Origin of the sequence: Marinilabilia sp. (assembly GCF_016278715.1) — a bacterium.
Taxonomy (GTDB): Bacteria; Bacteroidota; Bacteroidia; order Bacteroidales; family Marinilabiliaceae; genus Marinilabilia.
The window spans coordinates 24891-38845 of sequence record NZ_JADQBH010000268.1 but is presented as its reverse complement, the minus strand read 5'-3'; the positions used below and the strand labels follow the sequence as shown (position 1 = coordinate 38845).

Sequence of the window (13955 nt, the reverse complement as noted above, 5' to 3'; positions counted from 1 at the left end):
AAGTTAATAAATTTGGGTGGACTATTCAAAAAAAGTTCATCTGGAAAGCAATTAAAAAAGGCAGCCCCAAACGAGACTGCCTTTCAAAAAACTATAATGTTTATGCTTATTCAGCATCGTAAGCCATGGCGGCAAAACGCTTATAGGTATTGTAACGCCATTTAGAATTCTCCTGAGCAGCTTTAAACAGTTCTTTTGCCTGCTCGGGGAACGACTTCATCAAAGCGGTGTACCTGACTTCACCTTTGAGGAAATCCTGGAATTTACTCCAATCCGGCTCCTTTGAATCGAGCTGGAAAGGATTCTTTCCTTCGGCTTCCAACAATGGGTTGTAGCGATACAAGTGCCAGTATCCGCTCTCAACGGCTTTTTTCCCTTCAGCCTGAGCAGCTCCCATTCCAGCCTTCAGACCATGATTGATACATGGAGAGTAAGCAATAATAATAGAAGGTCCAGGATATGCCTCAGCTTCTTTCAAAGCTTTGAAATACTGGTTCTGATTGGCTCCCATTGAGACCTGAGCTACATAAACGTAACCATAAGTTGTAGCCATCAGACCGAGGTCTTTCTTACGGATAGTTTTACCTGCTGCGGCAAACTTTGCAACAGCACCAACTGGAGTTGACTTGGAAGCCTGCCCTCCGGTATTAGAGTAAACCTCGGTATCCATCACCAGAATATTGATATCGCGACCTGAAGCAATTACGTGATCCAGTCCACCGTAACCAATGTCGTAAGCCCATCCGTCACCACCAAATACCCATACAGATTTCTTCACCAGGTAATCTTTAAGAGCAAGAATTTCCACGGCGACAGGGTTTTTCTCATTTTCCAGTGCTTTAATAACAGCCTTGGAAACTTCGCGGGTTTTCTCCCCATCCTGCTTGGCTTCAATCCATGCTTCAAAAGCAGCTTTGGTATCAGCAGTAACCGCCGACATATTCTCATTCATGAGACGTTCGATACGGTCACGTAATTTGTCAACACCAACAGCCATACCCATACCATATTCAGCGTTGTCTTCGAACAGTGAGTTAGCCCATGCGGGCCCCTGTCCTTCAGCGTTTGTACAGTAAGGAGTTGCTGGTGCAGAGCCACCGTAGATAGAAGAACATCCGGTAGCATTAGCTACCATCATGCGGTCGCCAAACAACTGGGTAATCAGCTTGATATAAGGAGTTTCACCACAACCGGCACAAGCTCCGGAGAACTCAAACAAAGGCTTGGCAAACTGAGAAGCCTTAAGATTGGTAGTTTTGGGAGTGATGGTATCTTTGATGGTCACCTTTTCAGCCATGTAATCCCAACGCTTTTCTTCTTCCATCTGAGAGTCAAGCGATTTCATAATCAGTGACTTCTCTTTGGAAGGACAAACATCGGCACAGTTGCCACAACCGGTACAGTCGAGTATACTCACCTGAATACGGAACTGCAGTCCGTCGAAACCTTTACCGTTGGCTTTCTTAGCCTCTGTTCCTTCGGGTGCATTGGCCATTTCTTCCTCATCCAACAAGAAAGGGCGGATAGCTGCGTGAGGACATACATAAGCACACTGATTACACTGAATACAGTTGTCCATCTGCCACTCGGGCACGTCCACAGCAATACCACGCTTCTCGTAAGCGGTAGTACCGGCGGGGAAAGTACCATCTTCGCGTCCCTTAAATGCACTTACAGGAAGATCGTCTCCTTTTTGAGCATTGATGGGGAATACAATTTTACTGATGAATTCGGGTACTTCTTTCCCGTTGGTTGCAGCCTCAGCCTGAGCATTTGCCCAGTCGACAGGAACTTCAATCTGAGTTACATCTCCCCCTTGTTCAACAGCTTTATAGTTCATGTTAACGATGTCCTCTCCTTTCATTCCGAAGGACTTAACAATAAACTTCTTCATTTGCTCAACAGCCTGATCGTAAGGAATTACCTCAGCAATCTTAAAGAAAGCCGATTGCATGATGGTATTTGTCCGGTTGCCCAGCCCAATTTCCTGAGCAATCTTGGTGGCGTTGATAATATAAAATTTAATATGGTTCTCAGCCATATATTTTTTCATATCAGCCGGGATACGATTTTTGGTCTCTTCTTCGTCCCAGGTACTGTTCAAAAGAAAAGTTCCTCCTTTTTTCAGCCCTTTGAGCATGTCATATTTGCCAAGGTAAGAAGGCACGTGACAAGCTACAAAATCAGGTGTGTTTACCAGATAAGGCGAGCGAATAGTCTCATCTCCAAATCGCAAGTGAGAAATGGTGATTCCACCGGACTTTTTGGAGTCGTAGGCAAAATAAGCCTGAGCAAACTTATCGGTGTTTTCTCCAATAATTTTAATAGAGTTCTTGTTGGCACCAACAGTACCGTCAGAACCCAAACCATAAAACTTACCGGCAAAGGTTCCTTTTGGCGCAAGATTAATCTCCTCGTTCATTGGCAATGACTTGAAAGTCACATCGTCAACGATACCTACTGTGAAATCGTTCTTGGGCTCATTCATTTTCAGGTTTTCGAATACTGAAATAATCTGAGCAGGAGTAGTGTCTTTTGAAGACAATCCGTAGCGACCACCAACCACAATGGGGGCATTTTCTTTTCCGTAGAAAAGGTCACGGATGTCAAGATAAAGCGGGTTACCGTTGGCACCGGGTTCTTTGGTACGGTCAAGAACGGCAATTCGCTTAGTGGTTTTCGGGAATGCCTCAAAGAAATATTTGGCAGAAAATGGGCGGTACAGGTGTACAGCAATCAAACCAACTTTTTCTCCATTGGCATTCAGATAATCAACAGTTTCCTTAATGGTATCGGTAACAGATCCCATGGCGATTACCACATGTTCTGCATCATCGGCACCATAATAATCGAAAGGACGATACTTACGACCGGTAATTTCAGAAATCTTGTCCATATAATCGGCCACGATATCAGGAATGGCATCGTAGAATGAGTTGGAAGCCTCGCGCGACTGGAAGTAAATATCAGGGTTCTGAGCAGTACCACGGGTAACCGGATGTTCGGGGTTGAGTGCATTGTCTCGGAATTTTTTCAATGCATCCCGGTCAAGGAGTTTTTCCAGTTCGTCTTGTTCGATGGCCTCAATCTTCTGAATTTCGTGAGAAGTACGGAATCCGTCAAAGAAATGAAGAAAAGGAATGCGGCTTTTGATGGCAGCCAGGTGAGCAATACCAGCCAGATCCATCACTTCCTGAACACTTCCCGTTGCCAGCATCGCGAAACCACTTTGACGCGTTGACATAACGTCACTGTGATCGCCAAAAATAGACAACGCCTGAGCTGCCAAACTACGTGCACTCACATGGAAAACACCGGGCAATAATTCACCGGAAATCTTGTACATGTTAGGAATCATCAGCAATAATCCCTGCGAGGCAGTAAATGTAGAGGTAAGCGCGCCAGCCTGAAGCGATCCGTGTACGGCACCGGCAGCACCGGCTTCCGACTGCATCTCTTCAACTTTCACAGTTTCCCCAAAGATGTTTTTCCGTCCGTTGGCTGCCCACTCATCGACGTTTTCAGCCATGTTGGAAGACGGAGTGATGGGATAGATTGCTGCTACCTCACTAAACATATATGCTACGTGAGCTGCAGCGTAGTTCCCGTCACAGGTAATGAACTTCTTGTTTTTAACCATTTGTCTGTTCTCCTTATTGTTTAAAAAATCATCATATATAGTCTTTGCAATAAAACACCAACCACTGTGGTATTTTTGTTTTTGAATCAGTCTTTTACGATAATAAACTCCTTGAATTCAAAAACTTTTCATGCCTTGTATTTGGTGCTTTCTTAGCAAAGACTGAAAACCTTAGTTTTCTTGTTAACACCATATAATTCAATATTCTAATCTGTTCCTTAAATGCTGCTATTCCAAACCCGTGTTGTTTTTTTTCCGGGACTATTCAATTTAAGACTCTTAAAACAAAAAGCCAAATAACCATAGTGGAATCTGATTTTCTGAACCAACCTCAACCATATCGCGGGCAAAATATCCTTCCTTATTTTGGCTTTTTTTCTCAATATTCCGGCCTCCGATGTAAAATGGCTTGTCCCCGTTGACCAAAAAATCGGCATCAGAACTGTAATTCACTTTGTTCAGATACCCCAGCTGATTGTAAAAAAATGTTTTATGCAGCACATCCATTTCCACCTCATTTCCTCTTGCAACCGAATACACCAGATTGGGATTTTGCATATACACGCAGGAAGGTTTTTTCAATGGGTCAAAAGTCTCTTCGTACAACAGATTTATCAAACGTCCCTGACGCAGGTAGTTCAGATAATTCATAACCGTTGCTCTGCTGGTTTCCACCTCATTGCTCAAACGACTTATATTGGGCTGAAAAGGGGCAGATTTACCTGCCATATAAAGCAATTTCCGGAGTTTAGGAAGATATTTCAGTTCAATTTGTTGCAGGTAACTGATGTCAATTTCCAGCACCAGATTGATGGTTTTCAACAGGTTTTCCAGGTAATTGCGCTTCTCCAAAAAGAAGGGATAATAACCATGATGGAGGTAATCGGTAAAATAAGCCAGTGGCCGTACTTTTTCTACAATTCCCTCGGCAATTTCCTGATGGTTATTCAGCAACTGCTCCAAGGTAACCGGTTGAAAATCATTTCCGGTTTTTAGATTCAGAAATTCTCTGAATGTAAACCCCTCCAGATTATACACCTTGGCGCATCCTTCCAGTTCCGCATTCTCTTCATCCAAACGCATCAGTGGCGAACCGCTGAAAACTATTTTCAGATCCTCGAAATGGTCGTAACAATATCTTAATTCATCTGCCCAGTTAGGATATTTATAAACCTGATCGAGCAAAAGTATTTTTCCTCCGGTTTTTCTAAATTCATCAGCAAAAGCGACAACACTAATTTCTGAAAAATAAAGATTGTTCAGATTTACATACAGGCAAGACTTAGAATTGCCATAAAATGCTTTGGCATAATCGAGTAGAAAAGTAGTTTTGCCCACACCACGAGCACCCTGAATACCAATGAGACGATGGTCCCAATCGATATAATCGAGCAAATGACGATGTACAGGAACACTTAAGTGTTCCAATAAATAACGGTGTGTTTTTATAAATGCCTGCATCAAAACTATTAGGATTTGTTGGCAAATTTAAACAATGGTTTTTGGTTTTTGCAATATGCAGATTACATTTTAACCACTTGATTGTTATTTATATTTAGTAAAGATAGTGGGTAATTGAAAGACCAGTAAAATCAACTGACCCGGAAACTTCACCAATTGATTTTGAATTATTCACAAAATTGATTATTATTGTTTTACTCAAGATTTATCAAAACCTAATTTCATCATGAATGTAACCCGACATCCCCCCAATACTTCTTTTTTTTCTTCTGAGTATAAATTCAAAGTCCCTTTTCCATATCTTCTTTGTTCTTTCATCTAACAAAACACAAAGTGCTTATTATAGATAAAAATCTCTTTATTTTCTTATGTTTTGTTTCTAATGTGGTTTAAAAAGAACTCTCCAAGACCGCTCAGATGATGGCCTCCAATATTGCCTCTCCTACAGAAATTGCATCGGCCATCAAATTCTCGGACTACCATTCTGCTCAACACCGATATCGCCAAATACCACACTTCAAAGAAAAAAGCGCTGGCAATGGGGGGAATCGGGGCCGACCTCATGTCTATCAGTTGTTTTAAGCAGCAATCTTCAACCATCAGGCCACTTAATCAAATCCGATTACTTTCAAATGCCCTTTACCTGTCACAATTTTTCGATTTTGAATCTTTAAAAGATATTGCCTCTTCCTCTATCTCCAAAAAGGAAGCAGACTACCTTCTGATGATAAGCACTTTGCAGATTTATGGGATGGAACGTGAATTGCTAAACCCTCAAAGAATTGAAACCGGCCTCTTCATGGTTCTGGGCGCCTGGACGGAAGGTTTGCACCTCCTGAACCACTATGCACAAACGCACCAGGACGAAACACTGATGCTCAGACTTGGCGATCAGCAAATTTGTCTCGAAATACTGGAAACCTGGTTAATTAAGTTCGAAAAGAACAACGAAGTGAAAGAGATACTGAAAGCACTTCAACCATTAAAAACGAAATTATTCGCTATTGAAATAAAAACGGAAAAGATTGGAAAGCCCCAAAAAACTTATGACATGGAGGGCAATGAAACCACATACCAACAAACCCAAACCACACCTATTATTAATTCGGCACAAGTGGATGCAATTGCAGAGGAGGTAGAGAAGTTTCGGAAGAGGGTTTTTATGTTGTAACCCACTACTCAAAGTTTATCTTCCATAAAAAAGGCCGCCATCAGGCGACCTTCTCTATTTATATATCTGTAATCTAGGCAGTTAGACGAAAAACTAAAAGCAAGTTCCTCATCTACTGACTATTATCTACTCACTAACCTCTATCCATCATTCATCGACACCAAAAACTCTTCATTCGATCGGGTTTTCAGCATTCTGTCTTTCAGGAATTCCATCGCTTCTATCGGGTTCATATCCGACAGGTAATTGCGCAAAATCCAGATACGGTTCATAGTTTCTTTATCCATCAACAACTCTTCGCGACGAGTACTGGAAGCATTGATATCCACAGAAGGATAAATACGCTTGTTGGACAAACGACGGTCGAGCTGAAGCTCCATATTACCTGTACCTTTAAATTCTTCAAAGATCACATCGTCCATCTTGGAACCGGTATCGGTAAGTGCAGTAGCCAGAATGGTCAGTGAACCACCACCCTCAATATTACGCGCAGCACCAAAGAAACGCTTGGGACGGTGCAGGGCATTGGCATCCACACCACCCGAAAGCACCTTACCTGATGCAGGCGAAACGGTGTTATATGCGCGAGCCAGACGAGTAATAGAGTCCAACAAGATAACCACATCATGTCCACACTCTACCAGTCTTTTAGCTTTCTCAAGAACAATATTGGCAACTTTCACGTGACGATCTGCGGGCTCATCGAAAGTCGAAGAAATCACTTCAGCTCTCACACTACGGGCCATGTCCGTAACTTCCTCGGGACGCTCATCAATAAGCAATATCATCATGTAAACTTCGGGATGATTAGAAGCAATGGCATTGGCCACATCTTTCAGCAATACGGTTTTACCCGTTTTTGGCTGTGCCACAATCAATCCACGCTGTCCCTTACCAATGGGAGCAAACATATCCACAACACGGGACGAAATATTACTGAAAGGACCGTCGGTGAGATTAAATTTCTCATCGGGGAAAACAGGCACCAGGTGATCAAAAGGGACCCTATCCCTTACAAAATCAGGTGTACGACCATTAATTGATTCCACCTTAATCAAAGGAAAATACTTCTCACCCTCTTTGGGTGGACGAATGCTTCCTTCAACGGTATCACCGGTTTTCAGCCCAAACAATTTAATTTGTGACTGGGAGACATAAATATCATCGGGAGAATTGAAATAATTGTAATCAGAAGATCTCAAGAATCCGTAACCATCGGGCATAATTTCCAGAACACCTGCGGCAGAAACGATACCCTCAAATTCAAAAGCCTTATCGTTGAAGTTCTCCTGCTGGTTTTGTTTGTCCTGATGCTTGCGCTGATGTGGATGTGGCTGTTTCTCGCGCTGCTGCCATTTACCCTGCTGTTTGCGGGGTTGCTGCTGGTCAGGACGAGCATTATCATTTTTAGGCTGCTGATTTGATGGTTGAGCAGAAGTTTCGTTACCCTGCTCTGTCTTCTCATTCTCAACACCCGTTTTTTCTTCAACCTTTTTTTCAAAGGTCCTGGGCTGCTCCGCTTTTTCATTCTGAGCAACCGGCTGCCGCTTCTCTTTCACCTCTTCAGATTTCTCTTTCCGGGGTTGCTGGTGCACCTTTTTGACCCCTTCCCTTTTCACCTCTTCCCTTCTGGGCTCTTCCTTGATGGCTTCGGGTTGTTTTTGATCCCCATTCCGCCCCTCGGCTACTTTTTTAGGTGGTCGTCCACGTCTGGGACGTTTCTCGTTTTTTGCAGGCTCATCATTTCTTTTGGTATTCTCAGGTTTCTTTCTTTTTTCAGACTCCTGAATGGCCTGTTCATCAAGGATCCTGTAAACCAGGTCTTGTTTTTTAAACGATTCAACGCGTCTAATACCAAGATCTTTGGCTATTTGACGCAACTCAACAAGTTTCTTGTTGTTTAATTCCAGAATATCAAGCATATATATACACTAATAACTTTAATATGTAAATTGGATTTTATTTAGTTCGAACTTTGTCCCTCAGATTAATGTAAACTGCAACACAAAGAAAAAGAATGGATTAAACTAATAAAAGTTAATAACCGGAAGCAACGAACGAATGGTTGTCCGGGATGGCTTATTTTTTTTGCAAACATACAGCATTAATCTTTAATGTGCAAATGTTCTTTCACCCTGAAGCAACAGTACCTGATTAGAAAGCAAGGAGTTTGCATTGTCCTGTGACGAACAGTTTACATATTTACCCCATCGGCAAAGAAACATCTGCTCATCACCTCAGAAACAGTTCTATTTGTAAACCTTCGTCAAGTTTTCAGCAGGATAACGAGTCAAAATTCACGCCACAAACAATACCCTCAGGTTTGTTTTATTATCGACACAACAAAGATGGTTGTTAGGTCTCTCCTGGAAACCCAAAACGGTCTTAAAACTATTCGATACATTGAACGTTGATTTTAAGGGTGAAAACAAAAAGACAGTTGAGAGGTTCAGTCGCAAAATTCTGCGAAGCAACCAAAAGCATTTTGTATAACAGGTATTTTGAGTCTTCCGTTTAAGCACAACGAATATCCTTGATTTTCAAGAATAAATTTATCAAAAAAAGCGTCACAACTAAACACCCAACAAAGTTTTTTGTTAATATTACATTCCCTAAACAATCTAACCAGGTTTTATGAGACAACTGAAAATAACTAAACAAGTTACCAACCGGGAATCCCCTTCACTTGACAAGTACCTCCACGAAATTGGGAAAGTTGCACTAATCTCAGCTGAAGAAGAAGTAGCTCTGGCAAAAAAAATCCGACAGGGTGACGAAAAAGCCCTTGGACAGCTTATTTAATGCGAATTTACGATTTGTGGTTTCTGTTGCCAAACAATATCAGAACCAGGGACTCAGTCTGCCGGATCTTATTAACGAAGGGAATTTAGGCCTGATTAAAGCGGCTCAACGTTTTGATGAGACACGTGGATTCAAATTCATCTCTTATGCGGTATGGTGGATTCGTCAATCCATTTTGCAGGCTTTGGCCGAGCAGGCCCGAATCGTTCGTCTTCCGCTAAATAAAATTGGAAGCGTCAATAAAGTGAACAATGCTTTTGCCCGTCTGGAGCAGGAGTTTCAAAGAGAACCTACCCCCGAAGAAATTGGGGATATTCTCGAAATGGCTCCCAAGGATGTAAAGGAGGCGCTTAAAGTCTCGAATCGCCATATTTCTATGGATGCTCCCCTTAAGCCTGATGAGGAAAACACCCTTTACGATGTTTTGTTGGCCTCCGACTCTGTGAGCCCGGATGCTGACCTATTGGACAATTCTCTCAAAAAAGAAATCGAGAGATCGCTGTCCACCCTGTCAGCCCGAGAAGCAGATATTATCAAACTTTATTACGGATTGAATGGGGAACCTCCCTACTCGCTTGAGGAAATTGGAAAGCTATTCAACCTTACCAGAGAACGGGTGCGCCAAATCAAAGAAAAAGCAATTAAAAGATTAAAACACACATACAGGAGCCGCATTTTGAAAAACTTTATTAATGATGACTGATGAGTTTGGGGTTTGGGGTTCCATGTTTTGAGTTATTTTTGCGGGATAGTGGCTCCCCCCTTCATGTTTAGAGGTGAGCTCAACCTAAAGAGGTTAAGGGGTAAATGTGGGGAGTTTTGAATTAAACATCTAATCCCTAATTGCCTAATCCCCTATACCGGAGTTTCTGGGTTTAGGTTTCCCATTGCTTTAATAGAGATATTCCAAGCAAAATCTTAGAAAAACAAAAAAGAATAAACTTATATTTTCCAGAAGAGGCGTACCTTTGTACGTCTCTTATCTTTTACAGAAAACAAAAAAAAAATCAACTCTACGATGAAAAAAATGGTTGCGCCATCTCTGCTGGCAGCTGATTTCTCCAATCTTTCAAAAGACATTGATATCGTAAATCGCAGTGAAGCAGACTGGTTTCACCTCGATATTATGGATGGTGTATTTGTCCCCAACATTTCCTTTGGAGTACCGGTGGTAGAAGCCATTAAAAAACATGCCCTTAAACCGCTGGATGTGCATCTTATGATTGTTCAACCCGAAAAATACATCACTGCTTTTCGGGATGCTGGTGCCGATTTTCTCAATGTGCATTACGAGGCAAGCACGCACCTCCATCGCACCGTACAGGAGATTCACAATTCAGGAATGCAGGCAGGCGTTACCCTTAATCCACACACACCGGTATTGCTCCTTGAAGACATCATCGAAATGGTTGATTTAGTACTTATCATGTCGGTTAATCCCGGTTTCGGAGGACAGGAATTTATACAAAACACTTACGCCAAAGTTGACCAACTCAGAAACCTCATAGAAAAAAAGAACAGTAAAGCACTCATTGAAGTCGATGGCGGCATATCGACTGACAATTCGGCACAGCTTTACCAGGCAGGTGCTGATGTTCTGGTATCTGGAAGTTCTATCTTTAAGTCGGATGACCCTGTAAAAACTATTTCTGATTTGAAGAAGTAATTTTTTATATGGGGAAACCACTTAAAAATAATTGGTAAAAGAATAATCTGTCCAAAACATTTATTTTAAAAGAATTGACGATCTTGAAAGGGAACCGACCTTGGCAGGTAAGTCTAAAAACAAGGTTGTTTTATTGTAAAATCGTCTCTGTTTAATTCTCGTGCCCGCAGCAAGCAAGATGAATCTTAACGATTACGATGAAAGAACTGTAGTTTATAAAGCGAAAGCTGGCTCAGTCTTGGATTATTGCGATAAGAGAGAACAATATCAAGCTTGCTTGAATATTGTCGAACGTAGCAATAATCATGAAATAATTATTGCGTTTAGCGAAAGTAGTGTCAAACTTGCTTGAACAATGCTGGTGTAGCAATAATCCAGAAATATTTTTTTTTGTCTTGTAATAAGTTTTTGTTGGTTTCGGAAGGTCAAAACCTTACAAAACTTTAATCGGGCTCAGGGTTTAAGGGATGAAATCCCTTTGCGGAAAGTTTTAGAAGGTTCCTATTGGGAAACCACAAAAAGGCATTATCTTTGCAAGTCTATTAAAACCACTCCCCCAACGGGGCTGACATGGATTTGACAGTGAGGCAAAGTGGTAAGTAAGCATGCCGAGCGTTGTGTAGCTGGCTCGTAAATCCCAGGACTCAAACTTTATAACTGGCGAAAACAACTACGCTCTTGCTGCGTAACCGAATAACAGTAGGTTAGGCTTAATCCCGGTCCTAGGGGCCGGGACGAGACATCTTCCGGATGCCGTCGTTTCGGGGCTATCCGATTAGAAGGTGCAGGTAAACCGAAACTAGCCTGAGGCCCGCTCCGTGCCTGAGGTGAAATGAAGGAGATAAGGTCTTGTTCGGGTGTCGCTACCCTCACCTGACCCGACAATCAAGAAGCGACTAAGCATGTAGAAAGCTTATGGCTTCCTTGTCTGGACCGGGGTTCGATTCCCCGCAGCTCCACATTCACTCTCCGAAGCTTTAGCGTAGGAGCGTTTCTTTCAAAAAAGATAATATTCATTAAAAGGACTTGCCTAACAGCAGGTCCTTTTTTATTAGTTTTTCCTAAGTTCGTTAAATATCAGCATGGTTGATTTTTTCCTCTTTCCGCTCTTTTTCAGCCTCATCCACCGGGCCGGATTTTTCCTGATGCGCAGCCGCCCCGGGTTTATATTGCAATTTTGAATATACAGGGAAATGATCGGAACCCACATTCCCAAGCCGTTTCATCACAACAAGCTTAAAATCATCGGTATGAAAAATGTGGTCCAAAGGCCATCTAAGAAATAAATATCCGGCATGGAAGGTACTAAAAAAACCTCTTCCCTTTCGGGGATCCAGTAACCTGCTGACTTTAAGGAATAGTGTTGTCGTACGCGACCAGGCTACATCATTTAAATCTCCAAAAACTAAAATTGATTCTTTTTTGACATCTAACTTGTCGGCCACAAGTAGCAGTTCGGCATCCCGATTGATGGATGTTTTACTTTCAGTAGGACTGGGCGGCTTGGGATGCAAACAAAAGATACGGGCCCGACTTCCATTTTTTAAATTGATTTCTGCTTCGATTGAAGGTATGTCCTCGACAACAAGATACTTAACTTTGGGATCAATTAATTTTTTTCTGGAATACAAATGCATTCCATATTTGTTTTCAAGTGGGATTTTAACCGTGGAAACGAAATCAGCTTCTATGGTTTCAAATTGATGTTGCCACCACATATCCGACTCAAGCGCCAGGAAGATGTCAGGCTTCAACGACTTTACATACGCAATCAACTTTTTAGAAGAACGATTCTCTTTTTTCACATTACTAATGAGAATAGAAAGCGTTTCATCCTCTTTCCATGATTTAGCCCGGTGAACCTGTTTCTTGTAAAAGATGGTATATGGAAAAATCCGATAAGTCTGATATCCCAGACTCACCAGCAAAAATCCAATAATGTAAAACTGCACTGCGGAACGAAAGGTAAAAACGAACACACCCGCTATCAAAAGCAAAAGTAAAGAAATCCAGATTTGCAACCGAGGAAAATCAAACACACGATACCACCAATGACTCCTCCGTACCATGGATGCAAAAGTAGCGACAATAAAAACACAAGAAAAAACGAAAATGATTATCTCAAATGTGGTCATGGTTTTTCATTTTTTTAGTGAACACTTAAGAGAATAATTGCGATTACCCCCCTTTTAAATTCAACTTACCTGATTAATTTGTCCAACCTCATGACAATCTAAAAATACCCAATAAAATTTCAACTCTCAACCCCTGTGTCTAATGCCAGGAAATCCACATTAAATTTCACCTTTTTGAATTCCAAGCTAACAGTGATTCCTTTTTATTATCTTTGGTACAAACCATAAAAGTTGTTCTTATGGATATCTTAAAAGTTATTTTTGCTATCATTCTGCCCCCCGTAGGTGCGGCAATGCAAGTTGGCATCACAAAGCATTTCTGGATCAATGTGCTTTTAACTATTCTTGGATTTCTGCCAGGCTTGATTCACGCTTTATGGCTGATTTTTAAGAAGTAGGACTGGCCTCAAAAAGTTTGATTTTTAATTTGCCAGCCCTGTTGGATCAATTTCCTGCAGGGCTGATAAATGTTTGCAGTTCTCCTTAAACAGATGAACATTTCATGCACCCCTCCGATCCACTTTGCTCCTAAACATACACACTTTTTGCATGCAACATAAATTCATCCACCTCCTCTCATTTCTTCTCCATACTATCACTTTGGGAATGCCTAATATTATCGAACATACCGATATGACCGAATACCCTGAATACTGCCTTAAACTAAGTAAAAGAGTGGCCAAAGCGGCTTAACGCAAACTAATTAAAGCCTGAATATCACCAAATCGCCTTTTTATGACCATTCGAAGAACCTTTGAAACTCCAATTCTTCCCTATAAACAATTTTCCAGGGACGACCGCCCTTCGTGGAGGGCGTAGCTCCGGAATTGTGACGTTTTAAGCGCTCTTCAACATCCGAGGTGCTTCCGATATAATACCCGTCCCGCGAAGTGCTGTAAAGAATGTAAACGTAGTGGGACATGGGGATAGGTTTTTTCAATTAAAAAAGGGTTAAAACTTTTAAGTTCTAACCCTTCGTAGCGAGAGGCGGGCTTGAACCGCCGACCTCATGATTATGAATCATGCGCTCTAACCAGCTGAGCTACCTCGCCATTACTATTATCTTCTTTTGGCTTTTCT

The 13955-nt window shown here is 41.7% G+C and carries 9 protein-coding genes, 1 tRNA gene, 1 other RNA gene and 1 pseudogene; 6 read left to right on the top strand and 6 right to left on the bottom strand.

From position 1 onward, the window contains the following. Positions 1–106 precede the first annotated feature (106 nt). Positions 107–3640 (bottom strand): pyruvate:ferredoxin (flavodoxin) oxidoreductase, encoded by a 3534-nt coding sequence (gene nifJ, locus QZZ43_RS16475; RefSeq protein WP_291861641.1) that lies wholly within the window; start codon positions 3638–3640, stop codon positions 107–109. A 279-nt stretch (positions 3641–3919) separates the two neighbouring features. Next, complete coding sequence (locus QZZ43_RS16470; RefSeq protein WP_291861639.1) at positions 3920–5068, bottom strand: AAA family ATPase; 1149 nt, start codon at positions 5066–5068, stop codon at positions 3920–3922. 484 nt (positions 5069–5552) lie between these two features. Between QZZ43_RS16470 and QZZ43_RS16465 the strand changes: the two genes are divergently transcribed. Beyond that, entirely contained in the window at positions 5553–6272 is a 720-nt protein-coding gene (locus QZZ43_RS16465) for a hypothetical protein (protein ID WP_291861637.1), read from the top strand. Positions 6273–6412: 140 nt separating this feature from the next. Here QZZ43_RS16465 and rho read toward each other — a convergent pair whose 3' ends face one another. Continuing rightward, complete coding sequence (rho, locus tag QZZ43_RS16460; RefSeq protein ID WP_291861635.1) at positions 6413–8194, bottom strand: transcription termination factor Rho; 1782 nt, start codon at positions 8192–8194, stop codon at positions 6413–6415. 712 nt (positions 8195–8906) lie between these two features. On the opposite strand from rho, the pseudogene QZZ43_RS16455 reads away from it, so the two are divergent. The 3 genes and pseudogenes from QZZ43_RS16455 (at position 8907) to ssrA (ending at position 11702) form a co-directional block, all read left to right on the top strand. Next, a pseudogene (locus tag QZZ43_RS16455) lies at positions 8907–9777 on the top strand (RNA polymerase sigma factor RpoD/SigA). 315 nt (positions 9778–10092) lie between these two features. Continuing rightward, positions 10093–10740: a ribulose-phosphate 3-epimerase gene (gene rpe, locus QZZ43_RS16450; protein WP_291861633.1), complete on the top strand. Its 648-nt coding sequence runs from the start codon at positions 10093–10095 to the stop codon at positions 10738–10740. Positions 10741–11301: 561 nt separating this feature from the next. Continuing rightward, positions 11302–11702: a transfer-messenger RNA gene (gene ssrA, locus QZZ43_RS16445) on the top strand. Between the two features lie 108 nt (positions 11703–11810). Here ssrA and QZZ43_RS16440 read toward each other — a convergent pair. Then, entirely contained in the window at positions 11811–12875 is a 1065-nt protein-coding gene (locus tag QZZ43_RS16440) for an endonuclease/exonuclease/phosphatase family protein (protein ID WP_291861631.1), read from the bottom strand. Between the two features lie 239 nt (positions 12876–13114). Between QZZ43_RS16440 and QZZ43_RS16435 the strand changes: the two genes are divergently transcribed. Next, positions 13115–13273 (top strand): YqaE/Pmp3 family membrane protein, encoded by a 159-nt coding sequence (locus QZZ43_RS16435; protein ID WP_291861629.1) that lies wholly within the window; start codon positions 13115–13117, stop codon positions 13271–13273. Positions 13274–13424: 151 nt separating this feature from the next. Further along, entirely contained in the window at positions 13425–13568 is a 144-nt protein-coding gene (locus tag QZZ43_RS16430; protein ID WP_291861627.1) for a hypothetical protein, read from the top strand. A 40-nt stretch (positions 13569–13608) separates the two neighbouring features. On the opposite strand, the gene QZZ43_RS16425 is transcribed toward QZZ43_RS16430, so the two are convergent. Then, the gene (locus QZZ43_RS16425; RefSeq protein WP_291861625.1) at positions 13609–13797 is read right to left on the bottom strand and encodes a GIY-YIG nuclease family protein; all 189 of its coding nucleotides are present in this window, start codon (positions 13795–13797) and stop codon (positions 13609–13611) included. 56 nt (positions 13798–13853) lie between these two features. Beyond that, positions 13854–13927, bottom strand: a tRNA-Met gene (locus tag QZZ43_RS16420). Between the last annotated feature and the right edge of the window lie 28 nt (positions 13928–13955).

Bases quoted from the DNA above. Each gene is read 5' to 3' on its own strand.
- nifJ (WP_291861641.1), bottom strand. From the start codon at position 3,640: ATGGTTAAAAACAAGAAGTTCATTACCTGTGACGGGAACTACGCTGCA.
- rho (WP_291861635.1), bottom strand. From the start codon at position 8,194: ATGCTTGATATTCTGGAATTAAACAACAAGAAACTTGTTGAGTTGCGT.
- rpe (WP_291861633.1), top strand. From the start codon at position 10,093: ATGAAAAAAATGGTTGCGCCATCTCTGCTGGCAGCTGATTTCTCCAAT.
- QZZ43_RS16440 (WP_291861631.1), bottom strand. From the start codon at position 12,875: ATGACCACATTTGAGATAATCATTTTCGTTTTTTCTTGTGTTTTTATT.
- QZZ43_RS16435 (WP_291861629.1), top strand. From the start codon at position 13,115: ATGGATATCTTAAAAGTTATTTTTGCTATCATTCTGCCCCCCGTAGGT.
- QZZ43_RS16430 (WP_291861627.1), top strand. From the start codon at position 13,425: ATGCAACATAAATTCATCCACCTCCTCTCATTTCTTCTCCATACTATC.
- QZZ43_RS16425 (WP_291861625.1), bottom strand. From the start codon at position 13,797: ATGTCCCACTACGTTTACATTCTTTACAGCACTTCGCGGGACGGGTAT.